This window comes from Actinoplanes sp. NPDC026619 (assembly GCF_040638295.1).
Lineage (GTDB): Bacteria > Actinomycetota > Actinomycetes > Mycobacteriales > Micromonosporaceae > Actinoplanes.
Genome location: NZ_JBEZYA010000003.1, coordinates 193403 through 217618 on the forward strand (window position 1 = coordinate 193403; position 24216 = coordinate 217618).

General features: G+C 71.3%; 22 protein-coding genes and 2 pseudogenes. 14 read left to right on the forward strand and 10 right to left on the reverse strand.

Translation table 11 applies throughout. From position 1 onward, the window contains the following. Positions 1-86 precede the first annotated feature (86 nt). Positions 87-896: a hypothetical protein gene (locus AB0E90_RS09330; protein WP_360401890.1), complete on the forward strand. Its 810-nt coding sequence runs from the start codon at positions 87-89 to the stop codon at positions 894-896. 11 nt (positions 897-907) lie between these two features. Continuing rightward, positions 908-1546 (forward strand): uridylate kinase, encoded by a 639-nt coding sequence (locus tag AB0E90_RS09335; protein WP_360401893.1) that lies wholly within the window; start codon positions 908-910, stop codon positions 1544-1546. A 7-nt stretch (positions 1547-1553) separates the two neighbouring features. Here the strand turns inward: AB0E90_RS09335 and AB0E90_RS09340 are convergent, their stop codons facing one another. Then, a complete protein-coding gene (locus AB0E90_RS09340) occupies positions 1554-2213 on the reverse strand; it encodes an MSMEG_1061 family FMN-dependent PPOX-type flavoprotein (protein WP_360401896.1) in 660 nt (219 codons plus the stop codon). A gap of 186 nt (positions 2214-2399) precedes the next feature. Between AB0E90_RS09340 and AB0E90_RS09345 the strand changes: the two genes are divergently transcribed. Together AB0E90_RS09345 and AB0E90_RS09350 are read left to right on the forward strand one after the other, a co-directional pair. Beyond that, positions 2400-5852, forward strand: a complete 3453-nt coding sequence (locus AB0E90_RS09345) for a S8 family serine peptidase (protein WP_360401899.1) — start codon at positions 2400-2402, stop codon at positions 5850-5852. A 19-nt stretch (positions 5853-5871) separates the two neighbouring features. Then, entirely contained in the window at positions 5872-6267 is a 396-nt protein-coding gene (locus tag AB0E90_RS09350) for a hypothetical protein (protein ID WP_360401902.1), read from the forward strand. 1 nt (position 6268) lies between these two features. Here the strand turns inward: AB0E90_RS09350 and AB0E90_RS09355 are convergent. After that, positions 6269-6379, reverse strand: a pseudogene (locus AB0E90_RS09355) (VOC family protein); the annotation flags it as partial. Between AB0E90_RS09355 and AB0E90_RS09360 the strand changes: the two are divergent. Further along, positions 6351-6494: pseudogene (locus AB0E90_RS09360) on the forward strand (AraC family transcriptional regulator); the annotation flags it as partial. The pseudogenes AB0E90_RS09355 and AB0E90_RS09360 sit on opposite strands and share 29 nt — an antisense overlap. A 213-nt stretch (positions 6495-6707) precedes the next feature. Continuing rightward, positions 6708-7934 (forward strand): Ig-like domain-containing protein, encoded by a 1227-nt coding sequence (locus AB0E90_RS09365; protein ID WP_360401905.1) that lies wholly within the window; start codon positions 6708-6710, stop codon positions 7932-7934. A gap of 22 nt (positions 7935-7956) precedes the next feature. Here the strand turns inward: AB0E90_RS09365 and AB0E90_RS09370 are convergent, their stop codons facing one another. Continuing rightward, entirely contained in the window at positions 7957-8790 is an 834-nt protein-coding gene (locus tag AB0E90_RS09370) for an SDR family NAD(P)-dependent oxidoreductase (protein WP_360401908.1), read from the reverse strand. A gap of 68 nt (positions 8791-8858) precedes the next feature. Between AB0E90_RS09370 and AB0E90_RS09375 the strand changes: the two genes are divergently transcribed. After that, positions 8859-9455, forward strand: coding sequence for a TetR family transcriptional regulator (locus AB0E90_RS09375; protein ID WP_360401911.1), 597 nt, complete (start codon positions 8859-8861; stop codon positions 9453-9455). Positions 9456-9465: 10 nt separating this feature from the next. On the opposite strand, the gene AB0E90_RS09380 is transcribed toward AB0E90_RS09375, so the two are convergent. Further along, positions 9466-9822, reverse strand: coding sequence for a YciI family protein (locus AB0E90_RS09380; protein WP_360401914.1), 357 nt, complete (start codon positions 9820-9822; stop codon positions 9466-9468). Positions 9823-9945: 123 nt separating this feature from the next. Between AB0E90_RS09380 and AB0E90_RS09385 the strand changes: the two genes are divergently transcribed. Further along, positions 9946-10362: an ASCH domain-containing protein gene (locus tag AB0E90_RS09385; protein ID WP_360401917.1), complete on the forward strand. Its 417-nt coding sequence runs from the start codon at positions 9946-9948 to the stop codon at positions 10360-10362. Between the two features lie 15 nt (positions 10363-10377). Here AB0E90_RS09385 and AB0E90_RS09390 read toward each other — a convergent pair whose 3' ends face one another. The 3 genes from AB0E90_RS09390 to AB0E90_RS09400 form a co-directional block, all read right to left on the reverse strand. Next, positions 10378-10755 (reverse strand): hypothetical protein, encoded by a 378-nt coding sequence (locus AB0E90_RS09390; RefSeq protein ID WP_360401920.1) that lies wholly within the window; start codon positions 10753-10755, stop codon positions 10378-10380. Between the two features lie 295 nt (positions 10756-11050). Further along, the gene (locus AB0E90_RS09395; protein WP_360401923.1) at positions 11051-11557 is read right to left on the reverse strand and encodes a flavin reductase family protein; all 507 of its coding nucleotides are present in this window, start codon (positions 11555-11557) and stop codon (positions 11051-11053) included. Then, positions 11554-12693 carry an LLM class flavin-dependent oxidoreductase gene (locus AB0E90_RS09400; protein WP_360401926.1) on the reverse strand — a complete coding sequence of 380 codons (1140 nt, stop codon included), beginning with the start codon at positions 12691-12693 and terminating at the stop codon, positions 11554-11556. The genes AB0E90_RS09395 and AB0E90_RS09400 overlap by 4 nt, the downstream gene beginning before the upstream one ends. A 131-nt stretch (positions 12694-12824) precedes the next feature. Here AB0E90_RS09400 and AB0E90_RS09405 point away from each other — a divergent pair, with 131 nt between their 5' ends. The 5 genes from AB0E90_RS09405 to AB0E90_RS09425 all read left to right on the forward strand — a co-directional run bounded on the left by AB0E90_RS09405 (position 12825) and on the right by AB0E90_RS09425 (position 20407). Then, positions 12825-13733, forward strand: coding sequence for a LysR family transcriptional regulator (locus AB0E90_RS09405; RefSeq protein WP_360401929.1), 909 nt, complete (start codon positions 12825-12827; stop codon positions 13731-13733). A 65-nt stretch (positions 13734-13798) separates the two neighbouring features. Beyond that, positions 13799-15976 (forward strand): hypothetical protein, encoded by a 2178-nt coding sequence (locus AB0E90_RS09410; RefSeq protein WP_360401932.1) that lies wholly within the window; start codon positions 13799-13801, stop codon positions 15974-15976. Positions 15977-16106: 130 nt separating this feature from the next. Then, positions 16107-18179, forward strand: coding sequence for a hypothetical protein (locus AB0E90_RS09415; protein ID WP_360401935.1), 2073 nt, complete (start codon positions 16107-16109; stop codon positions 18177-18179). A 14-nt stretch (positions 18180-18193) separates the two neighbouring features. Continuing rightward, on the forward strand, positions 18194-19870 hold the full coding sequence (locus AB0E90_RS09420) for a glycoside hydrolase family 6 protein (protein WP_360401938.1): 1677 nt from the start codon (positions 18194-18196) through the stop codon (positions 19868-19870). A gap of 144 nt (positions 19871-20014) precedes the next feature. Next, positions 20015-20407 (forward strand): hypothetical protein, encoded by a 393-nt coding sequence (locus tag AB0E90_RS09425; protein WP_360401941.1) that lies wholly within the window; start codon positions 20015-20017, stop codon positions 20405-20407. Positions 20408-20563: 156 nt separating this feature from the next. Here the strand turns inward: AB0E90_RS09425 and AB0E90_RS09430 are convergent, their stop codons facing one another. After that, positions 20564-20848 (reverse strand): hypothetical protein, encoded by a 285-nt coding sequence (locus tag AB0E90_RS09430; RefSeq protein ID WP_360402455.1) that lies wholly within the window; start codon positions 20846-20848, stop codon positions 20564-20566. Here AB0E90_RS09430 and AB0E90_RS09435 point away from each other — a divergent pair. Further along, on the forward strand, positions 20759-21355 hold the full coding sequence (locus AB0E90_RS09435; RefSeq protein ID WP_360402457.1) for an SDR family NAD(P)-dependent oxidoreductase: 597 nt from the start codon (positions 20759-20761) through the stop codon (positions 21353-21355). The genes AB0E90_RS09430 and AB0E90_RS09435 overlap by 90 nt on opposite strands. A 57-nt stretch (positions 21356-21412) precedes the next feature. Here the strand turns inward: AB0E90_RS09435 and AB0E90_RS09440 are convergent, their stop codons facing one another. After that, positions 21413-22861 carry a GH25 family lysozyme gene (locus tag AB0E90_RS09440; protein ID WP_360401944.1) on the reverse strand — a complete coding sequence of 483 codons (1449 nt, stop codon included), beginning with the start codon at positions 22859-22861 and terminating at the stop codon, positions 21413-21415. After that, positions 22858-24201, reverse strand: a complete 1344-nt coding sequence (locus AB0E90_RS09445) for a hypothetical protein (protein ID WP_360401947.1) — start codon at positions 24199-24201, stop codon at positions 22858-22860. Before AB0E90_RS09445 ends, AB0E90_RS09440 begins: the two co-directional genes overlap by 4 nt. Positions 24202-24216 lie beyond the last annotated feature (15 nt).

Sequence of the window (24216 nt, forward strand, 5' to 3'; positions counted from 1 at the left end):
CAACTTGTTCAGCGGGCGCCCCGGCAGCGATACTGGCCGGACTTTGCCGTGTTTGTGGTATTTGTTCGGAGGACCTGTTGCCGGTAATGCCTCGCCCGTTCACCGTCTTTGCCGCCTGCATCGCGCTGGCCGCCGGCGTGGTCCTGCCGACGTCCGCCGCCGAGGCCGGGCGGGCGCGGACCAAGGCGTGTGAATTCGTGCCGGTCGACGACGGCGGCACGCACGCTCCCGCCGCCACCCACCGGCGCCGGACGCCGGCTGCGGTGCCGCCCGGTGCGGTCGCGTTCACCAGCCCGGACGGTTTCGGCGGCCGCGAGTATTTCCTCGGTCCCTCGAACGGGACCTGCGTCGCCCACGGCGGCATGGACCAGGACTTCGACCAGCAGATCACCCTGCCCGGGCAGCACGCTCCCGCGTTCGAGCAGGTCTTCGGCGCCGGCGGCGACTACCAGCTGCGCTTCGGATGCCGTTACCTGCCGTCGATCCGCCGGTTCGCCGAGCCGGGCGACTGCCCCGCCGTGCCGTCCACCGAGCACATCCAGGTGCTGAACACCGGCATGCCGACCCTGCCCGCGGCACTCGTGGTGGTCGAGCCGAAGGTGTCCGACCCGCAGCTGAAGACGACCGGCGCCGACCCGGTCCTGGCGGTCGTTCTCGCGTTCGATCTCGGCGGCGACGACTCCGACCCGGCCTATCGGGCCGTCACGACCTCCTTCGCCGACTGCCGGCTGACCGCCGCGACCACCGCCACCTGCGTCGCGTCACTGCAGCTCTTCGTCGACGAGGCGATCGCCTTCCAGCGCCGTTACGTCGACTTCACGGTCACCGGCGACCCCGGCGCGAAGATCCGCAAGGCCCTGAAGGAGTACGAGCCGCACGCCCGCTCGCTCAGATAAGCTCGGCCGCCATGGACGGTCGCGACGAGATAATCGGCCGGGTGGCCGGGTCGATCGCCGTCGGGCACCCGGCGCGGGTCGCCATCGACGGGCCGCCCGCCGCGGGCAAGACCACGCTCGCCGACGAGCTGGCCGTCATCCTGCGCGGGCAGGGCCGCGACGTCATCCGCGCGACGATCGACGACTTTCTCTTCCCGCGGGCCCGGCGCTACGCGCGCGGCGAGTTCTCGGCCGAGGGCTGCTACTTCGACACCCACGACAACGACACGCTGAACCGGGTTCTGCTCGATCCGCTCGGCCCGGGCGGAGACCGGCGCTTCCAGCACGCGGTCTACGACCACGCCGCGGATGCCGTGGTGTCCCCGCCGGCCAGCACCGCCCCGGCCGGCGCCGTGCTGGTCTTCGACGGCGTCTTCCTCATGCGCCCGGAACTGATCGACCGGTGGGATCTGCGCGTCCTCGTGTCGACCGAGCTCGAGAAGACCGTGGAGCGCGCGGTGATCCGGGAGCGCCGGGTGTCCTCCCGGGCCGACGTCGAGCGGCGCTGGCGCGAGCGTTACATCCCGGCCCAGCGGCTCTACTTCGCCACGGCGCGCCCGGCCGATCACGCCGACATCATCGTGCACAACGACGCGGCCCGGACGCGCTGACCGCCGGTTACTCGTACCGGTATTTCAGGGCGTCGGCTTCGTTCTTCTCGATGTCGGCGATGGTCAGCTCCGGCCTCCGCAGCTGGGCCAGGGTCACCTCGGCCGAGGTCGGCTGGGCGTCGGCGGGCAGCCACTGCTCCGGCTTCCAGGTTCCGCTGCGCAGGAACGCCTTGGGGCAGTGCGGGTAGACCTCCTCGATCCCCACGATCAGCGCGCTGGCCGGCGGCTTGCCCACGGCGGTCAGCTGCGTCAGCAGGTCGGGGCGGGTGGAGACGCAGGCCCGGCCGTTCATCCGGAGCGTCGTGGCCCGCCCCGGGATGACGAACAGCAGGCCGGCCCGGCCGGTGGCGATGACGTTCTGCAGGGTGTCGAGGCGCTTGTTGCCGGTCGCGTCCGGGATCGCCACCGTCCGTGAGTCGAGCACGGAGACGAATCCGGCGGGGCCACCGCGCGGGGAGACGTCGAAGTTGCCGCCGGCGTCCGCGCTGGCGATCAGGACCAGCGAGGCGCAGGCGATCAGCCGCCGGGTCTCGTCGGTGAGCTCGGTCATCTGCTTGCGCACGGCCGCGTCGCCGGGGAGGGCGTAGACCTGGCGCAGCGCCTCCTGGTCGGGCACGGCGTCGAGGCGCAGCGAGTCGAAAGCACCGGGGGCAAGGGCTTGCCTCATACCACCGACCCTAATCGACCCACCCGGCCGATGTCCTGCCCATTACGGAGGCGGGAGGACTGTCCACATCACGCCATGGCAAGGGTCGGGCGGGTCCGGAGCCTGGTCGGCACGCATCGGCGTTCCTGAAAATGCCAATCGACGTCCCAGCATCGAGCGGGACGCCGGTGGCATGAGGGAGACGGCGTGCGAGGACGAGCAAGAACCGCGGTAGTGCTGGCCGGAGTCCTGGTCGGCACCGGGTCCGTGGCGGGCCCGGGCCTGGCCGCACCGGTCACCCCGGGCGGCGCGACCCGGGCGATCACGCTCATCACCGGCGACGTGGTGTCGCTCGCTCCCCAGGGCGACGGCCGGTACGCGGCCACGGTGCGTCCGGCGGCCGGGCGGGAGAACGTCTCGTTCCGCACCACCGAGTCCGGGGACGGACTGCAGGTGCTGCCGCTCGACGTGGTGCCGATGGTCCGCAGCGGTCGGCTGGATGCCGAACTGTTCGATGTGGAGCACCTGCTCGCCGAGGGCTACGGCGACGCCGACAGCAGCACGCTCCCGCTGATCATCCAGTCCCCGGGCGCGGCTTCGCTGCGTACTCTCCAGACTCCCCTGCCGAGCCTGAACGCGGTGGCCGTCCGGGTCGACAAGAAGACCTTCTGGCAGAGCCAGACGAGCGCCCGCACCACCGGAACCAGCAAGATCTGGCTGGACGGCAAGGTCAAGACGGCGGCCGACGACAACATCGAGCAGATCGGCGCGCCGGCCGCGTGGCAGGCCGGGCTGACCGGCGCCGGCGTCAAGGTGGCGGTGCTGGACACCGGCATCGACGCCACCCACCCGGACCTGGCCGGCCGGGTTGCTGCGGCCGAGGACTTCAGCGGCAGCGGGAACACCGTCGACCACTTCGGGCACGGCACCCACGTGGCCTCGGTCGCGGCCGGCCGCAAGGGTGTCGCGCCGGGCGCGCAGTTGCTGGTCGGCAAGGTTCTCGACGACAGCGGCAGCGGTTACGAGTCGGGGATCATCGCGGGCATGCAGTGGGCCGTCGACAGCGGCGCCAAGGTGATCAACATGAGCCTCGGCGGCGACGCCACCGACGGCACCGACCCGATGAGCGAGGCGGTCAACTCGCTCAGCGCGACGGGTGCGCTCTTCGTGATCGCCGCCGGCAACGAGGGCGGCGACTACACGGTGGGTACGCCGGGGGCCGCCACCTCGGCGCTGACCGTCGGCGCGGTCGACCACGACGACCAGCTCGCCGAGTTCTCCAGCCGCGGCCCGCGCCTGACCGACCAGGGCCTGAAGCCGGAGATCACCGCCCCGGGCGTGGACATCGTGGCGGCCCGCGCGGCCGGCACCACGATGGGCACGCCGGTCGACAACCTCTACACCGCCGCCTCCGGCACCTCGATGGCCACCCCGCACGTGGCCGGCGCGGCCGCGATCCTGGCCCAGGAACACCGCGGGTGGTCCGGCGAACGGCTCAAGGACACCCTGGTCAGCACGGCCAGAACCAGCAAGGACAGCAGTGTGTACGGGCAGGGCGCCGGCCGGGTCGACCTGTCCCGCGCCACCACGCAGGCGATCACCGCCACGGGCGTGGCCGACTTCGGGCTCGAAGCGGTGAGCCGGACCGTGACGTACACCAACTCGGGCAGTTTGCCGTTGACCTTGACCTTGACGTCGAGTCTGGCCGTGGTCAGCGCCGCCCCGGCCGTCACCGTGCCGGCCGGCGGCACCGTGGCCGTGCCGCTCACCCTCGACCGCAACGGCAGCGCCAAGGGCGTGCTCGGCGGCTGGCTCACCGCGACCGCAACCGGCGGCGTGCTGGTCACCACCGCGCTCGGCGCCACCATCGACCCGCCGCACCACCGGGTCACCTTCAGCGCGGTCGGCCAGGACGGCAAGCCCACCGCTGTGCCGGTGTTCCAGATGTTCGGCGACGACCGGCGCTTCGACGTGCTGGGTTACCTCGACCGCGGCGAGGCCGGCTGGGTCGACGTGGCCGAGGGCGACTACCTGGTCGACGCCACCCTCGCCGTCGGCACCGGCCTGCACCCCGAGGACACCCTGGTCACCATCCCCGAGCTGCACGTCGAGAAGGACATGACGGTCGTGCTGGACGCTCGCAAGGCCCGGCCGATCCGGATCGAGACGCCCAAGCCCGCTCAGCAGCAGGCGGTGCTCAGCTACTACGTGCACCGGGTCACCGGCACCGGCCGGCAGATCGACAACGGCTTCATGGACTTCAGCGCGACCGAGAAGGTCAACGTCACGCCGACCGCGCAGGTCCGCAAGGGCGCCTACGAGTTCTCCTCGCGGTGGCAACTGGTGGCGCCGTTCGCCCGGGCCGTCGTCCCGTCGGCCGGCACCTACGACCTGCGGGCGCTGCCGAGCTCGCCGGTCTTCACCGGCACCCGGCACTACGCCCTCGCCTCCGGCGGCTCGGTCAAGGACAAGGCGGTGCTCGTCTCCAGCGACGGCGACGACTACGAGCAGGTGCAGAAAGCCGCGGACGCCGGGGCGGCCCTGGTGCTGCTCGACCGCGGACCGGAGTCGGCGGCCTGGACCGGGTGGGACCCGTCGGCCGAGGAGCGGCTGCCGGTCCCGGCGCTGCTGATCGCCGACGACTACGCGAAGAAGATCCTGGCCAAGGGCAAGACCCTCGACCTGACCATGACACCCAACAGCCCTTATCTGTACGACGTCATCCAGGTCTCCACCGGCCGCGTGCCCGACCAGATCGTCCACCGGGTCACCACGGCCAACTCCTACCGGATCACCAGTCGCTACTCCGACAACGGCGGCCTCGGCTGGGTGCGCGAGCAGCGGTTCGGCTGGCGGCCGTGGCAGGACTACGCGTGGAACGACCAGCAGCGGGCGGTCGCGACCCCGTCCGTACGCGAGGAATGGGTCTCGGCCGGGGACAGCCTCTGGCAGCACCACGTCCACCAGGAATACCCGTGGGGCGACCTCGGCGCCGCCCTCGACACCGGCTTCGCCGACCAGCCGCGTTCCTATCCGCACGCCGGCACGGCCGCCGAGACCTGGGCCGCGCCGGTGGTCCGCCCGGCCACCCCGGCCGGCTACGCCAACAAGCGCACCGGCGACGTGCTGAACCTTCGGGTGGCCGACTTCGTCGACGCGAGCGACAAGCACTTCACGATCGACGAGGCCGACCAGTCGACCGCGCGGCTCTACCGCAACGGCACGCTGATCAGCGAGACCCGCGACGCCTGGCAGGACCTCACGATCCCGCCGGGAGCAGCCACCTACCGGCTCGCGCTGACCACCTCGCGGGGCGGCGCCGAATGGCAGTACGGGACGTCGACCAGCACCGAATGGACGTTCCGCTCGGCCGGCGCGGGCGCCCTGCCGATGCTGCAGATCGGCTACGCCGCCCCGGTGTCGCTGGGCGGCACCGCCACCACCGGGCCGCACCCGCTCGGCGTCAGCGTGCCGGGCGCCCGCTCGGTGGCCGTGTCGCTCTCGTCCGACGACGGCGCCACCTGGCGGCCGGCGATCGGCCTCGGCGGCACGTTCGTGGTGCCGGCCGGCAAGGGCCCGGTGTCGCTGCGGGTCACCGCCACCGACCGGGACGGGAACACGGTGAAACAGACCGTGCTCCGTGCCTACGGCCGGGCCTGAGCACGTCCATCATGGAGGCATGCGAACGCGATCAGTGCTGATAGCGGTGCTTCTGGTGCTCGCCGCAGCGGGCACGTTCTGGATGGGCCGGGCGACTGCCGCCCGGCCCATGCCGGCCGACCGGGGGTACGCGTCGGGGCATGCCGACGGCTTGCTCGAGGGGCGCGCCGAGCAGGCCACCCTGAACCTGCCGGCCACCGACAAGGCGGTCTTCGACTCCGGGTACGCGGCGGGGGCGGCCGACGTCTTCGCCGGCTACGACGGTGGCTGGGACCGCGACGCCCCGTACGTCGTGGTGCTGGCGCCGGGCGGCCCCGGCATCACCTACCGCATCGCGTCCCGGACGCCGCTGGCGGCGGGCGTGAACTACTACCTCTGCCCGGACGGCCACACGCTGTGCCGGCAGCCGCGCTGACTCAGGTCGCCGGGCTCTGCTGCTTCGCCCACTCGGCCACCCGGCGCGCGCTTTCCTCCTCGGAGAGGTCCTCGACCCGGGTCATCACCGACCAGCGGACGCCGAACGGATCGTCACTCCAGCACCTGATCGCGTTTCCCGCCTGCAACCTCGTCGTCGAGCCGGACGCGATCGGCCTGTCCGGGCCGGCGACACGCAGTTCCTACCGTGATCTGGCCGGAACGGGCCGGACCGTCGCCGCCGACCTCGGCTACAGCGATCACGCGCATCTCGCCAACGAGTTCCGGGCCGTCCTCGGCCTCACCCTGAGCGACTACCGCGAACGAAATCAGAGGGCGCAGCGAAAAGATCGGACAGGCATGTAACCTTTCCGGCCTCAGCAACGTCAATTCCTGTACAGGCCCGATGGCGCCGGCCGGGACCCCTCGATTGCGAGAGCCATGATTCAGCGACGCAAGGTCATCATCGGGACACTGAGCGCTGCCGCCGGGGTGGCCACGATCGGTGGGTCCGCGCCAGGCAGGGCGAGTGCCGAAACCACCACGACCCCCGGTCTCACCGAGAAGGCCGCCGTGCCGGTCGTGCCGGTCCGGTTGAGCGTGACGCCGGCGGGCGGGGCGGCCGCGGTGACGCCGGCGACGCCGATCGTGGTCGTGGCCCAGTCCGGCGAGCTGCGGTCGGTCGCCGTCACCGCGGGCGCCAAGACGGTCAGCGGCGCCGTGCAGTCCGACGGCACGTGGCGCTCCACCGGCAAGCTGGACTACGGCAAAACGTACAAGGTGGTCGTGACCGCCACCGACGGCTCGGGCACGTCGACGGTGAAGATCTCCAACTTCACCACCGTGAAGCCGCAACACCTGGTCGAGACGACCTTCCGGGCCAACGCGATGAGCTCCCTCAAGAAGGGCAACGCGTACGGCGCGGGCCAGCCGGTGATCATCGCGTTCAGCCGCGCCGTCAACAAGGCGGCGGCCGAGAAGGCCATCGAGATCACCACGACGCCCGCCGTCGAGGGCAAGTTCTACTGGGCGGACGGGCGGACCGTGCACTGGCGGCCGGCAAAATACTGGACCGGCGGCACCGCGATCACGGTCGACGTCAACCTGTTCGGCGTCAAACTCGGCAACGGGGTGTACGGCGAGAAGAACGCGTCGACCCGGTTCACCATCGGGCGGCAGCTGATCACACTCGTCGACAACAAGACGCACCTGGCGAAGGTGTACATCGACGGCAAGCTCGCGCGCACCATGAAGTGCAGCCTCGGCAAGGGCGGCTCGGCCACCGGCCAGAACGGCGAGCGCATCAGCTACTGGACGGCGGGCGGCCCGCACGTGGTGCTGTCCAAGGAGCGGGTGCACAGCATGAGCTCGGCCAGTTACGGCATCACCGACCCGAACGACCCGAACTACTACGGCGCCGAGGACATCGAGTACTGCACCCGGATCACCTACTCCGGCGAGTTCCTGCACGCCGCCCCGTGGAACCACTCGCTGGGCCGGGCCAACATGTCGCACGGCTGCGTCAACCTGAGCGTCACCGACGCCAAGTGGGTCTACGAGAACTTCATGATCGGCGACGTGGTCGACGTCCGGAACAGCCCGCGGAAGTTGCCGATCTACAACGGACTCGGCGACTGGACGGTGCCGTTCGCCAAGTACGGCGCCTGACCGCCTCAGGCGGCCGGAAGACCTATCGCGGCAGGCCTGAGGTCAGTTGCTCGGACCGCTCCCAGAGCCGGCGGGCCAGGTCGGCGTCGGCCGCCTGCGCGTTGGTCTTGGCCGGCTTGCGCTTCTCGTAGTAACCGCCGGGCTGCCAGCCGTCGCCGGGCGCGGTCTCGGCGAACCAGACCAGCTGATCGGCGCCCTTCTCCGGGGTGGTCAGCATCGACCGGGTGATCGGGTTGCTCACGATGAACCGCATCAGCCCGCTGGTGGTGGTGCTGCCGAAGCTGGTCGCGACGTTGCCGGGGTGGAACGCGACCGCGGCGATGCCCTGGGCGTGATAGCGGCGGTGCAACTCCTTGGCGAACAGGATGTTCTCCAGCTTGGCCGCGCCGTACGCCCGGATCGGGCTGAAGTCGCGGTCGTTGTCGAGGTCGTCGACGTCGATCGGGCGGGCCATCCGCGCGCCCACGCTGGAGGTCTGGGTGATCGTCGCCCGGGACGCGATCAGCTTGTCCATCAGGAGCTGGGTGAGCAGGAACGGCGCCAGGTGGTTGATCTGGAACGTCTGCTCGAAACCGTCGGCGGTCTTGGTGCGGTCGCCGAACACCCCGCCGGCGTTGTTGGCGAGCACGTCGATCCGCGGGTAGGCCGCATCCAGCTCGGCGGCGAGCCGGCGCACCTCGTCGAGCCGGGTGAAGTCGGCGAGGTGAAAGGGCGCGCCGATCTCGCCCGCCACGGCCTGCGTCTTGCTCGCCGAGCGGCCCACCACGACGACCCGGTGCCCGTCCTGGTGCAGCCGGCGGGCGGCGGCCGCGCCGATGCCGTCGCTGGCCCCGGTGATCACGATTGTCTTGGTCATGGCAACAGCGTACGCCGAACTTGTCAGTCGCTGTCAAGTTCGGCGTTGAGTGATAATGTCGGGGCACTATGAAGCCGGGTCTGAGGGAACGCACCCGCCGCGCGGTGCAACGCGAGATCGGCGAGGCGGCGCTCGCGCTGTTCGTCGAGCGGGGGTTCGACACCACCACGATCGACGACATCGCCGCCGCCGTCGGCATGTCGCAACGCAGCGTCTTCCGTTATTTCGCCACCAAGGAAGAGATCGTGGTCGGCAAGCTCGACCTGGCCACCGACCAGATGGTCGGCACGCTGCGCGCCCGCCCGCCCGGCGAGCCGGTCTGGGTGTCGCTGCGCAAGATCTTCGACCTGCTGGACGAGCCGATCCCGCAGGTGACCGCCGAGCAGGTCCACCGGGTGGTGCTGGAGACCCCGGCGCTGCTGGCCGCCTACCTGCAGAAACTGCAACAGGTCCAGGAGGCGGTGGCCGGCGCGCTGGCCGAGCGCGCCGCCGCGGCCGGCAAGCCCTATGCGGCCGACGACCCGACGCCCCGGGCGCTGACCGCCGCGGCCTTCGGGTGCATGGTCGCCGCCCAGCACTCCTGGCTCGCGTCCGGCGCGGCCGGCTCGCTCGGCGCCGCGCTCGACCGCGCCATGGCCACCCTGAGGCCGGCCGCCGACGCTTGAGCTGACCTTTTCAGTCTTTGACGGCGTCCTGTTCGTCGTCGGGCAGCAACTCCCGGACCTCCTGGGGGCAGCGGCAGGCGACGGCGATCCTGGCGGCCCACGCCAGCGCCTCGTCGCGGGTGGCCACGTCGATCACCGAGAACCCGCCGATGACCTCCTTGGTCTCCGGGTAGGGGCCGTCGGTGACCATCCCGTCGGTGGCCACGATGCTGGCCTGCTGCCGTTCGAGCCCGCCGCCGTAGACCCACACGCCGGCGTCCGAGGCCTCCCGCACCACCGCGTGCGAGGCCTTGCCGACCTCGGGCAGCTCCTCCTCGGTGATGTGGTCCATCGCGCCGGAATTGAACGAGATCAGGTACCGCGTCATGCCATGACTCCCTTGTCCCGGCGACCCGCTCCGGCCACCTCTCGCATGGTCCACGAACGGCTCGCCCCGAATCCGACGCCGGGCCGGAGAAATTCTCCGCGGTCGCTGGATAGGGTGTCGCCCATGACCGACCACCTGCCCGTCTTTGAGTTCGCGTTCCCCGGGCCGCTGCGCGACCAGCTGGTCGCGGCCGTGCTGAGCGGCGCCAAGACGACCACCACCGGGTTGCTCGCCGACTACGAGATCGGCAACGAGCCGCTGCCGCAGCGGGGCGAGCGGTTTGCCGTGATCGATTCGGCCGGCGACCGGGTCGCAGTCATCGAGACCCTCGAAGTACGCGTGCTGCGGGTCGGCGACATCGACCTCGACCACGCCATCGGCGAGGGTGAGGGCTACACGTCGGTCGCCGAGTGGCGCGCCGGCCACGAGAACTACTGGAACGGCGCCGCCTACCGCGGCTGGCGCGGCGACCCGGAGTTCACCGTGGACGACGACACGGTGGCCGTCCTGGAGAAATTCCGCCTGGTGCCCGGCAATTGAGGCGCGCCGGCGGCGTCAGGCCGGCGGGCGCTGGTCCGGATCCGGCGGCGGCGCCTGGTCCGGGCCGGAGAACGGGTCGGCCGGCGGCGGATAGTTCCCCGGCGGCGGATAACCACCGGGCGGCGGATAACCACCGGGCGGCGGATAACCACCGGGCGGCGGATAACCACCGGGCGGGGGCGGGTAGCTTCCCGGCGGGGGCGGGTAGCCGCCTGGCGCCGGTGGGTAGCCCGGGTAGAACGGGGGCTGCGGGGCGGGCTTCTTCGTGCTGCGCCGCACGATCCAGACGATGAGGGCGGTGATGCCGCCGATCACCAGCAGGCAGCAGAGGACACGCGTGCCGATGTAGCCGATCGCGTAACCCACGCTGTACGAGGAGTCGTTCTCCGCCACCAGTGCTCCCGTCGATCAATGCCGGCCGACAGCGTACAGGCCGGGTGGTCAGCCGGTGAACGGCGTCATGATCGAGACCTCGTGCAGGTGGGCCAGCCTCGGCCTTGCCGCGGTCGCCGCACAACAGATAGGCGGTCCGGAGCAGACGCCCATAGCTCGCCCGGACGAAGGGCGTGACCTCCTCCTCATCCCGCACCCTTGATCGCACGGCTACTACTTACGCTCCGGGACCCGGCAAAGGTTGCCGACAACTTCGCGCGTACGGCGTCGGAGGTCTCTTGCTTGTGGTTGGTCCTCAGCCGGCGTGCAGGCGGCCGAAGCGGCTTCGGTGGAAGACCAGCGGGGACGGGTCGGCGTGGCCGGCCGGGCGCGCGGAGTGCAGCTCGAGCAGCACGATCGTGTGGTCGCCGGCCACCACCTCGCGGTAGATCGAGGTGTCGAAGTGGGCCAGCCCGTCGTCGAGCAGGACCGCGCCGTCGGCCGTCGCGGTCAGCGACAGGCCGTCGAAGCGGCGCTCGACCGGCCCGGCCAGCTGCCGGGCCACGGTGGAATGGTGATCGGCCAGGATCGTCACCCCGAGGTGGCCGGCGCGGCGCAGGTCGGGCCAGGTCTTCGAGGCGTTGGCGATGGAGAACGACACCAGCGGCGGCTCGAGGCTCACCGAGGTGAAGGAGCTCGCGGCCAGGCCGGCCGGCACGCCGCCGACCAGCGCGGCGACGGCCACCACGCCGCTCGGGAAGATGCCGAAGACCTCCCGCAGGCGCTCCGGGTCGAGGTCCTGGTTGGTGCGCAACGTGGTCACCTCGCCGGCGCTCCGAACGGCACCGCGGACACCGATCCGCGGCCGGGCGCCGGGTGGCGCCACCGGCCCCGCCGGGCCAGCTCGGGCAGCACGCCCTCGCCGAACCGGTAGGACTCCTCCAGATGGGGGTACCCGGAAAGCACGAATTCACTGATCCCGGCCGCGGCGTACTCCTCGATCAGGTCGGCGACCTGCTGGTGGCTGCCGACCAGCGCGGTGCCGGCGCCGCCGCGGACCAGGCCGACGCCCGCCCACAGGCCCGGGTAGATCTCCAGGCCGTCCTTGGTGCCGCCGTTGAGCGCGAGCATCCGCTTCTGCCCCTCGGACTCGCTGCGGCGCAGGCCGGCCTGGATCTGGACGATCTGGTCGGCGGAGATGCCGTCGAGCAGCCGGGCGGCCTCGGCCCAGGCCTCGTCGGCGGTGTCCCGGGTGATGACGTGCACGCGGAGGCCGTACCTCAGCTCCCGTCCTTGTTTGTCGGCCAGGTTGCGCACCCGGTCGACCTTCTCGGCGACCGCCGCCGGTGGCTCGCCCCAGGTCAGGTAGACGTCGACGTGCTCGGCGGCGACGTCGAGCGCGGCCGGTGACGAACCGCCGAAATACACCTCCGGCAGCGGGTCGGGGATCTGGGCGAGCGACGCGCTGTCGAGCTGGTAGTGCCGGCCCTCGTGGGTGACCGTCTCGCCCGCCCACAGCCGCTTGACCAGGCCGAGGAACTCGCCGCACCGGTAGTAGCGGTCGTCCTTGTCGAGGAAGTCGCCGAACATGCGCTGCTCGTGCGACTCGCCGCCGGTGACCACGTTGAGCAGCAGCCGGCCGCCGGAGAGGTTCTGGAAGGTGCCGGCCATCTGCGCGGCCAGGAACGGCGCGATCAGCCCCGGCCGGAACGCGACCAGGAACTTCAGCCGCTCGGAGACGCTGCTGAGCATCGCGGTGGTGATCCACGCGTCCTCGCACCAGGCGCCGGTCGGGGTCAGCGCCGCCTCGAAGCCGAGCTGCTCGGCCGAGCGGGCGATCTGGCCGAGGTAGGCGACCGACGCCGGGCGGCCGCCGGCCAGCGCCGGGGTGCCGTGGCCGCCGCCGACGATGTACCGGCCGTCGCCGCCGTTGGTGGGCAGGAACCAGTGGAACTTCATCGTGCTCCCCATCCGTCGTGCTCGCCATCCGTCGGCAATCTCTATCGGAAATATAGGCTTGGTCGACTATCCTTCCGCAAGACATCGGGTGCAAGGCGTTGCCTATCACCCCCGCGGCTTTCGGGAGGGTCATGCGGATCGAGCAGCTGGAATACCTGGCCGCCGTGACCCGCTACGGGTCGCTGCGCCGGGCCAGTGAGCGGCTGCACATCTCCCAGCCCGCGATCAGCGAGGCCATCCGCAAACTCGAGCGGGAGCTGGGCGTGACCCTGCTCGACCGGCACCGCTCCGGCGCCCGGATCAGCCTCGCCGGCCGGGAGCTGCTCCCGCCGATCGTCGACGTCCTCGAGTCGGTGGAACGGCTCAAGACCGCGGCCGGCGACCAGCTCGCCAGCCGGCGCCTGCTGCGCGTCGGCACCGTCAACGCGGGCACATCATCGTTGGTCCTGCCGGCCCTGCGCGCCTTCGGCGAGGCCCAGCCGCACGTCGCGGTCGAGATCCGCAACCTGCAGCAGGACGAGATCCACGTGGCGCTGACCGAGGGCACCCTCGACCTCGGCCTGGTCAACCTGCTCGACGGCGACGACGTGCCACCCGACTTCGAGGTGACGGTGCTGCGAACCGGCCGGCCCGCCGCCGTCCTGCCGGGCGGCCACCCGCTTGCCGCGCACGTGTCGGTGACCACCGACGACCTACGCGCCGAACGGTTCATCACGATGCGGGCCGGCTACCTGATGTACCGGTTCGTCCACCGGCTCTTCGGCGCCGCACTGCCCACCGCCCTGCACACCACCGACGGCGCCGAGATGGGCAAGATGATGGTCGCCGAGGGCGTCGGCCTGACCGTGCTGCCCGACTACAGCGTGCGCGGCGACCCCCTCGAACGGGCCGGCCTCATCACCACCAGGCCCCTGGCCGGCGACCGCACGGTGGTCACGATGGTGGCACTGCACCGGCGCCAGCCCCGGGTGCCCCCGGCGGTCCTCCAGCTGCTGGCCCACCTGAGCACGGAAGCGACTCGCGGACAACTGTCCACATAAGATCTGACTGGCGCCGTTCCCTTACCATCGCGGGCATCCAGGTGTCGCGCTGCGTAAAGGGTGCCATGACTGACGGTGACAAGAAGGCTCGGCTGCGTTCCACTCTCAACCTGATCGCGTTTCTGCTGGTCGCTGCCGGCCTGATCACCGTTCTGCTGGGTGGGCCGCTCGTCGGCGCCGTGACTATCGCGATCGTCGCCGCGCTGGCGCTGGTCAGCTGGCTGGTCTACCGGCGGCGGGAAGCCCTGCGCCGGCAGCTGCTGCGGGGGCCGGCCTGGGTCAAGAACCTGGTTGACGGGTCGGCGAAGGCCACCACCATCACCGCGAAAGCGCGGTCGCTGACCGAGCACTCGGCGCTCGCCGCCGTACTCGCGCTGGTCGTCGTCGTCATTCACGTCGCCGTCACCGGGCGGCTGACCCTGGGAATCGCCCTGGTTGCCGCCCTGCTCGGTCTTTTCGGTGCGTTGACCAGCAAGGATTCGATGGCGTGGCTGATCGTCATCGGGCTCGCCTCGGTCCTGGCGGTGGTCACCATCTTCGCGGCCGACATGTTCCGGGGCGGGTCGGACGCGCGCGGGCTGGCCATCTCGGTGGCGGCCGTGGTGCTGCCGGTGGTCGTCTCCAATCCGCTGTTCGGCGGCCTCAACCGGCGGGTCTTCAACAAGAACGGCGGTCTCACGCTGCGGCACCAGGTGGTGCTGGTCGTTCTCACGCTCATGCTCGGCACCCTCGGCGTGGCCCGGGACGCCTGGCTGCCCGGTGTCGTGCACGGCTGCTACACGCTGCCGCGCGCCGGCGGCATCACCATGCTGCGCACCGATGCGCAGGGGCGCTGCTACGGGCTGCTCGACGACAGCGGCACCGGAGTGTTCACGCCGGACGCCTTCGGGATCGACCCGGTCACCCGCGGGCTGGAGCAGGCGATCCTCGGCAACAACCGGGCCATTCGCGAGGGCGACCTGACCGTTGTCTGGCTGGGGTCGCTGTCCTGCGACACGGCGCCGTCCGACGCCACCCGGTGCGCCGACGGGCGGGACTATCCGTCCGAGCGCGACCAGCTGCGCGGGCTGCTGTTCGCGCAGACTCAGCTCGCTGCCGCGCGCGGCCACCGGCTCCACGTGATCATCGGCGATGCCAGCCAGGACGTGCGGCACATCGAGGACGTGGCCCAGATGATCGTCACGCGACGGCATTCGCTGGGCCGGGTGGTCGTGATCGGTGGTGGCGACAGCCGGGACAGCACCCAGCGGGCGATCAACCGGCTGCTCGACGCCGGCATCCCGTTCATCGCGCCGAACCTGCTCGCCGACCTGAGCGCGCCCGGCCGGCCGTTCGTCGACCGGCCGGGCTACCTGCAACTGGGCGCGTCGAACATGGACTTCGCCACGGACACCGCGACCCGGCTGGCGCAGCGTTTTCCGGCCGGCTTCCGGCTCGACATCTACCAGACGCCGGACCCGACCGATCACTACACGACGTCGCTGGTCAACGACCTGCTCACCGCCCTGCAGACGGCCCCGCACGCGACCGGGCGGCGGGTGTCCGCGCTCGGCGGCCTGAACGAGTCGATCTGCGACACGCCGGCCGCCGGGCCGCCCACCGTGCTGTTCTTCGCCGACCGCTGGACCCGGTTCGCCGAGTTCGTCCAGCGGGTCAACGATCTGTGCGGCCACGCCAAGCCCCGGCTGGTCATCGCGGACAGCTCGGTGAGCCGGTTCATGGCCGACTACCAGTTGCGTGCCGTCAGCAATGCGAACTGGCCGGTCGACTACTACGCCAGCGGGCCGGCCTGCGCCGACCTCGCCCCGGCGGCGTACGGCGTGCTGACCGCCCAGGCGCAGGCCTCGGCCCGGCTGCTGAAGCTTCCCGCGGGGTTCGCCTGCGCCGACCGCACCGAGGACGGGCTCGAAGGGCAGCTGCTGCGCGCCTGCTCGATCGACGCCGCCGCCAAACGGACCAGCCAGCCGTGCATCGCGAACGACCTGGGATCGTTCCTGGTGCCGGCCTATGACGCCGTCGTGATGGCCGACAAGATGCTTCCGGTCCACCCGCCGGCCGGCGACTATCTGAGCAGCCTGACCCTCGCCCCGCTCACCCTGGCCACCGGCGTCACGACGGAGGTGCACGGCGGCCGGCTGCAGGCCCCGACGATCGCCATCCGGATGTGGCACGTCGACCCGCTCTACGACCCGACCCGGATCTGGGAGCGGCCCAGCGCCGGCCTGACCCTTCAGGACAAATGAACAAAGCCCTTCTTACGGTACGGGTGACGGCTTCCCCAACCGCACGGCGGCCGTCACCCCGCTGCTCACATCAGGTGCGGGCGCGACCGACGTAAGCGAGCGGTAAGCGGGCCCGATCAGCATCGGGCCTATGCGCTGGAGACTTCACCTCGCCACGATCACCGTCCTTACCGCCACCACCGCGATCGGCGGGACGCACACGGCCCGCGCGGATCCGGGCGGCGGCGACTTCCCGGGGGTGGTGCGGGCCGTCGACGGCGAGCTGCACTGGTTCCTGCGGGATGCGGTCGGTGCCGGACCGGCCGCGACGACGTTCACTTTCGGGAAGGCCGGCGACATCCCGGTCTGGGGTGACTGGAACGGCGACGGCACCAGGACCGCCGGGGTGTTCCGGGCGGGCGCCTGGGAGCTGACCGATCAGGTCGGGCCGGAGCGCCCGGCGATCGACCACACCCTCCAGTACGGACGCGCCGGTGACACCCCGGTCGCCGGCGACTGGGACGGGGCGGGCCGGCCGGGCATCGGGGTCGTGCGGGGCACCACCTGGCTGCTGCGGCACACCGTCTCCGGCGGCGAGGCCGAGGTCTCCTTCACCTACGGCCGGGCCGGGGACCTGCCGGTGGCCGGGGACTGGGACGGCGACGGCGATCAGGAGCCGGGCGTCTACCGGGCCGGAGTCTGGTACCTGCGGGCCGGGATCGATCCGGCCGATGCGGCGTCGCGCACGACCAGCCTCGGCGTCGAGGGCGACCGGCCGGTCGCCGGGGACTGGGACGGCGACGGCGTCGACGGGGTCGGCGTGGTGCACGTCAACACGTGGCGGCTCGACGGCGGGCAGTCGTTCGCGTTCGGGACGCCCGCCGACGCCGCGACGCTCGGGCCGTCCGGGCCGGTCAGTGACGGCTCCGCCGGGCCGGCCGGGGTCGGGCCGTCGGCGAAGCTCACCCGTCCGGCGCCGGCCGACGACGACGCGAAGCGGCTGATCGAGCTGCTGCGCAACACCAACCGGTACGGCATGTCGACCTGGTGGCAGCGTTTCGCCGCCCAGGAAGGGCCGTATTTGACGTTCGGCGGCGTGGACGAGCTGCAGATCCGGCCGCCCGCGATGGAGGCGCTCGGGGTCGCGACCGCGTTGCGGACCGGCGTGTTCGACCCCGCCACCGCCGGCGTGACCGAGGCCGAGGCGCGCCGCCGCACGGTGCTGCTGACCACCTCGCTGGTCTACCGGCACCGGTCCAACAGCCCGGGCGGGTGGGGACCGACCTGGCAGAGCACGTTGTGGGCGGCGCAGGCCGGGCTGGCCGGCTGGCTGCTCTGGGACGACCTCAGCCCGGTCGATCGGGAGCGCCTGACCCGGATGGTGGAGTCCGAGGCGGACCGGTTCGTCGACTACCCGGTGCCGTACTACCGGGACCGCAACGGCGTGATCCTCAGCCCCGGCGACACCAAGGCCGAGGAGAACGCCTGGAACGCGATGGCCCTGCAGCTCGCCGTCAACCTGATGCCGGCGCACCCGCACCGGGCGCGCTGGGAGCGCAAGGAGGTGGAGCTGATGGTGTCGGCGTTCGCCCGGCCGACCGACCTCACCAGCAGCAAGGTGCTCCACGGCAAGCCGGTCAGCGCGTGGCTGGGCGGCAGCAACGCGAACGACGACGGCTTCGTGATCAACCACAACATCGTGCATCCGGACTACTCGACGACCGTGTCGGAGAACCTGCACAGCGCGATCGTCTACTCGCTGGCCGACCGGGCCACGCCGCAGGCCGCGCTGTTCAACGCGGACGTGGTGTACCAGGCGCTGGTCGACCACAAATGGACGGCGGGCAGCGCCTATCCGCCGGGGCCGGCCGTGGCCGCGCCGGGCGGGACGGTCTACGTGCGCGGGTCGGCCGATCTCTACTACCCGCAGGGCAACGACTGGGGCACCGACCGGTACGTGCAGCCGATGACCCTCGACACCCAGATCAGTGTGCTCGCTCTGGACGGCGGCACGAGCGTCGGCGGCGCGCAGTGGGCGCGGCTGCACGGCGACCGGGTGTTGTCGCAGCAGCGGCGTTCCGCCGACCGGCGCACCTATGTCGGCGCCAACGAGGACCGCTACCAGGGGCGCGAGGAGCTGGTGGCCAGCACCGTCGCGCAGGCGTGGCTGACCCGGTGGGTCGTCGCGCAGGGCACGTACCGGCTCACCAACGCCGCTGTGTGAAAAGGAGTTCCAGGATGCTCAGTCAACTACTACTGGTCGTACCTCTGCTGGTGGCGCCCGCAGCGCCGGCGGCGAAGGCCGACACCGTCGGGGTGTTCCGCGCCTCCACCCGGACGGCCTATCTGCGGACCGCGCTGTCGTCCGGCAACGCCGACGTGCAAGGGTTCACCGTCGGGATCGCCGGCGACACGCCGGTCGTCGGTGACTGGGACGGCGACGGGGTGGACGGCCTCGGTTACTTCCGGGCCTCCGACCGCACCTTCCATCTGCGCAACACCCTCGACGCCGGCGGGCCGTCCGACGTCGCGTTCTCCGCGGCCGACTTCGCGCTGTCCGGCGACGTCCCGGTGATCGGCGACTGGGACGGCGACGGGCGGGACGGCGTCGGCGCCTACCGGCCGTCCGATCAGACGTTCCGGCTGCGCAACGCGCTGAGCGCCGGGCCGGCCGACACCCAGTTCGCATCCGGCGCGGCCGGCGACGTGCCGGTCGCCGGGGACTGGAACGGCGACGGCAAGGACTCGGTCGGCGTGTTCCGGCCGTCGACCGGCAACATGCACCTGCGCAACGCGCTCAGCTCGGGCGCCTCGGACTACGCGTTCGACCACCCGCGGCTCGATCCGAACGACGTGCCGGTGGTCGGCGACTGGGACGGCGACGGCGTGGACACGGCCGGCGCCTACAAGCCGTCGACCCGGGTGCTGACGCTGCTCGCCGCGAACACCGCCACCGCCGCGGTCACCGCCTCCTACGCCTACGGCAGCGCCGGCGACCGGCCGCTGGTCGGCGACTTCAAGCTCGACACGGCCGACCCGACACCGGCACAGCTGGCGAAGGTGTACGGCTTCTACGCCGATCCGCAGGCGCATCCGGACGCCTGGCTGGCCGCCAACCCGAACGACTCCCGGGCGCCCGCCATCCGCTCGGCGATGGCGGCCCGGCCGGGCGCGCACTGGTTCGGCAACTGGAGCGGCGACATCTACGACGCCGTCGACGCCTACGTGACGGCCGCCGCGGCGGTGCACAAGGTGCCGATCCTGGTGGCCTACAACATTCCCGGCCGGGACTGCGGCGGCGCGTCGAGCGGCGGGGCGGGCAGCCCGGCCGCCTACCGGGAGTGGATCAGCGATTTCGCGGCCGGGGTGCGGGGCCGGCCGGCGATCGTCGTGATCGAGCCGGACGCCCTCGCCCAGGCCGACTCCGGGTGCATGCCGGACGCGGCCGACCTGCAGGCGCGTTTCGACCTGCTGCGGTACGCCATCGGCGAGTTCGGCGGACAGTCCTGGTCCTATGTGGATGCCGGAAACGCGCACTGGGTCGATCCGGCGACCATGGCGCAGCGGCTCGACCGGGCGGGCGCGGCCGGCGCGCACGGGCTCGCGGTGAACGTGTCGAACTTCTACACCACCAGCGAATCCACCGCCTACGCGGAACAGGTGCGGGCCGCCACCGGCAAGCCCTACCTGATCGACACCAGCCGCAACGCCAACGGCGGCCAGCCGGGCAACTGGTGCAACCCGGTCGGGGCGAAACTCGGCGCCGCGTCGCGGATCGGCGGCTCGACCGGCCCCGAGTTCACGCTGTGGGTCAAGGTTCCGGGCGATTCCGACGGCTCGTGCAACCACGGCGAGGGAATCCCGGCCGGGACGTTCTCCCCCGATCTGGCGATGCATCTCATCAACGGCGACTGACCATTTCCCGCAAGACCCGCCGCCCGGTTACCGCACCGGGCGGCGGTTTTTGCGGCGTACCGGTAAATGCATGGAAAGCGCGCGGAAAGCGTAGCCGAATAGCCTTGAAGTTGTTCCGGATATCGTTTTCCGAGGAGGAAAATCGTGAAGCGTTCACTGACGGCACTCGCCGTTCTCGCCACCACCGCGGGCGTGTTCGCCGTGCCGACGGCCGCGTTCGCGGCTCAGAACAACGACATCGGCGGCGAGGTCTACACCAACGGCGGCTGGACCCCGGGCCACGTCACCCGGCACAAGACCGACACCGGCGACATCAAGGTGAAGATCACCAACAACGTGGACGGCGGCATCTGCCTGCGACTGCGGAGCACGACCTCGAACTCCGTCTTCGCCGGCCCGGTCTGCTGGGTCGCCGGCGAATACACGGCGAAATTTGTCGCCACCGACGTGCTGCGCGGCACCGACTTCACCATCGAGGCGAAGAAGCGCGTCGCCACCGGCACCAACAATGAATGGGCCGGAATCGCCAACTACTGATCCGCATTGGGAAAACAGCCTCGTCGCTTACGGCGGGGCTGTTTTCTTGCGCTCATTTCCCGGTACGAAATAGGCCAGGTCCCCTGGCACCCGGTTTCTCGGGCGGCACTCACCCTCCGCGCGCCCGCGCCGGGCGGGCCCGCCGGGAACGGTGACTCACGCCCGGAGCCCGTCGACCAGGATCGACAGCAATCGTGGTCCGCGGGCGTCGAGTTCGGTGTCGTCCAGGCGGGACAGCCAGCTGATGAGCACGATGACGTCGCGGGCCTCCGCATCGGGGCGGATGGTGCCGGCCGTGCGTCCGGCGGTCAGCAGCAGCTCGATCGCGTCGCCGATCGGCTGGTCGCCGAGATCACGGCGGCCGGCGGCACCGCGGCCGCCACCCGCGTCGACGTCACCGATCCCGGCGACCTCCAGTCGCTCGTCGACACCGCCGTCCAGCGATTCGGCCGCCTCGACGTCCTGGTCGGCAACGCCGGCGTCACCCGGATCGGGCTGATGGCCGACCTCGACGTCGCGGGCTGGTCGGCGATGGTCGACGTGAACGTCAAGGGCATCCTGAACGGGATCGCCGCCGCGCTGCCGGCGTTCCGCCGTCAGGGCCGCGGTCACCTGGTCACCGTCGTGTCGACGTCGGGGCTGAAGATCGTCCCGACCCAGGCGGTGTATGCCGGGACGAAGAACGCGGTCCGCACCTTCCTGGAGGCGCTGCGGCAGGAGAGCACCGACGGCGTCCTGCGCACCACCTCGATCTCGCCGGGTTACGTGCGCACCGAGCTCATCGACCACGCCGTCGACGACCCGGCCGTGCGCGAGCAGGCCAGGCAGAGCATGGCCGACCTCGGCATCGACCCGGCGGCGGTGGCCCGGGCGATCGCCTTCGCGATCGACCAGCCGGACGACGTCGAGATCGGTGACCTGACCATCCGGCCCACCCGGCAAGGCTGAGGCACGGCACGGCGCCCCCGCCGGACACTCCGGCGGGGGCGCGATGAACGTGCCGGATCAGCCCCAGTCGCCGGCGACCGGGAGCATGCCGGCGGTGAAGCCGGTGAACGTGGTGTCGGCGTTGCCGCCGCCGTGGGTGTTCTTCAGCAGGAACTGGGTGGTCTCCGGGCGGTAGAGGCCCGGGGTGTCGGTGCCGTTGCCGTCCCAGTCGCCGACCACCGGCACGTCGCCGGGGCGGCCGTAGATGTAGGCGTAGTCCGATGCGCCGTCGTCCAGCTTGTTCCGCAGGTGGAACGAGCTGTCGGCCGGGTCGTAGTAGCCCACCGAGTCCTTGCCGTCGCCGTCCCAGTCGCCCGCGAGCGGGACCATGCCGGTCGGGCCGAGCCCGAACGCGTAGTTCGACGCCCCCGGCTCGTTCAGGTCCTTGAGGTGGAAGGTGGCGTCCGAGGGCCGGTAGAAGCCGGTGCTGTCGCCGCCCTTGCCGTCCCAGTTGCCCGCGAGCGGCACGTCGGTCGCCAGCGCGGAGGCGAACGCGTAATCGGACGCGCTGCCGGGCGGCAGGGTGTCGGAGAGGTGGAACGAGGCCGGGTCGGTGTCGGCGTTGGTGCCGGGCCGGAAGATGCCGACCGACTCCTTGCCGTTGCCGTCCCAGTCGCCGGTGACCGGCTGGTCGCCGAGCGCGCCGTAGGAGAACGCCCACGTCGAATTGCCGGCCGCGTTCGCGCCCAGCAGATGGAACGAATGGTCGGCGGGGTTCCACATGCCGGCCACGTCGCCGCCGCCCGCACCGCCGTTGGCAAGTGCCTTCAGCGCCGCGAGCGTCCCGTTGAACCGGTTGTGATCGACCGCGGTGGACACCCCGGCAACCGAGCCGCTCTGCGTGTACTGCCACATCGTCCAGGTGCTCCAGCCGACCGGCAGACGGGGCGCGGCGGCCGTCGTGTAGTGCGCCACCTGCAGCGGGTACGACCCGAACGCGGTGCTGTTGACCTCGGCGTCCCAGAAGCCGGGGCTGGTGTAGATCATCGGTTTGCGGCCGGTGAGCCGTTGCACCTCGTTGAGCCAGGTCTGCACCCAGGTGCGCAGCGCCGCCTGGCTGAGATCGCCGTCGGCCTCGAGGTCGAGGATCGGCGGGAGCTGGTTGGGCTGGCGCAGGGTTCCGGTGACCGAGATGTAGTAGCGGGCCTCGGCCAGCGCGTCGCCCGCCGTCGCGCTGGGACGGGCGAAGTGGTACGTACCGCGAATGACGTTTTTTGCTTGAAGCTTGGCCCAGTCGCCGGCGAAGGTGGAGCTGGTGAAGTCGTTGTCCTCGGTGGCCTTGACGATGCCGAAGCTCTGCCCGCCGGAGCCGAAGACGGTGTCCCAGTTGATGGCCGCGCCGTTCGGGTGCTGGTAGGCGGAGACGTCGGGGCCGACGAGGTAGGTCGCGGCGAAGCTGGTCTGAGCGACGGCTACCCCGCCGAACAGCGCGGCGGCGGTGAGCGCCGCGGCGAGCCGGGCCCTCATGCGTTGTCCCAGTCGCCGGACACCGGAACCATGCCCGCGGTGAAGCCGGTGAACGTGCTGGTGGCGTTGCCGCCGCCGTGCGTGTTCTTCAGCAGGAACTGGGTGGTCTCCGGCCGGTAGAGCCCGGGGGTGTCGGTCCCGTTGCCGTCCCAGTCACCCATGATCGGCTTGTCGCCGGGGCGGCCGTAGACGTAGGCGGCGTCCGAAGATCCGTTGTCCAGCTTGTTCCGCAGGTGGAAGGAGCTGTCGGCCGGGTCGTAGTAGCCGACCGAGTCCTCGCCGTCGCCGTCCCAGTCACCGGCCAGCGGGATCACGCCGGTGCCGATCGGGCCGAGCTGGAACGCGTAGTTCGAGATGCCGGGTTCATTGATGTCCTTGAGGTGGAAGGTGCCGTCCGACGGCCGGTAGAACCCGGTGCCGTCCTTGCCGTTGCCGTCCCAGTCACCGGCCAGCGGAACGTCGGTGGCGAACCCCGATTCGAACGCGTAGTTCGAGGCGCCGGCGGGCGGGAGGTTGTTGGACAGATGGAACGAGCCGAGCTCGGTTCCCGGCCGGAAGATGCCGACCGACTCCTTGCCGTTGCCGTCCCAGTCGCCGGTGACCGGCTGGTCGCCCAGGGCGCCGTAGGAGAACGCCCACTTCGAGTTGCCGGCGGCGTTGGTGCCCAGCAGGTGGAACGAGTGGTCGGCCGGGTTCCACATGCCGACCGTGTCGACCGGCTTCGTCGGCGGTGAGGTCAGCGCGTCCCAGATGTTGTAGGCGATCGTGCTGCCGTCCGACGCCTGCAACTGGTAGGCGTCCGGCAGCGCCGACACCTGCACGGCCTGGCAGATCTCGCCGATCGAGTTGGCCGTGTTGTTGTACGAGCCGTTCGGGTAGAGCTGGAGCATCTTGTTCAGGAACGCGTTCGTCGCGTACGCCGGGTCGAGCCGCTGGGCCGCCGAGCCCCACGAGGCCCGCTGCTGGAACAGGCCGAGGCTGTCGTGGTCGACGGCCACGCTGATGTTCTCGATGGTCGACTCCACGATCGCGGTGGTCACCGCGATCGCCGCCGCCCGCTTGGCGAGCCCGCGGGACTTGGCCGTCTCGACGATCCGCCGCGCGCAGGACATCCGGTAGCCGGTGAGAGCGCCACGCAGCTTGCCGTTGAGCTTGGAGTTGAGCTCGGTCGCCAGCGCGGTGTCCATCGCCTTGGTGCCGCCGCAGGTCGTCGTGGTGTAGGACGCCGTCAGAGCGGCAGAGTCCGCCGCCGGCGCGGCGTAGGCCGGGTCCGGCACGGCCGGTGCGAGGACCGCCACGGCGACCGCGGCCGCCAGAGACCACCTCAGGGTGCGTTTCACTGTTCTGGTCCTTCC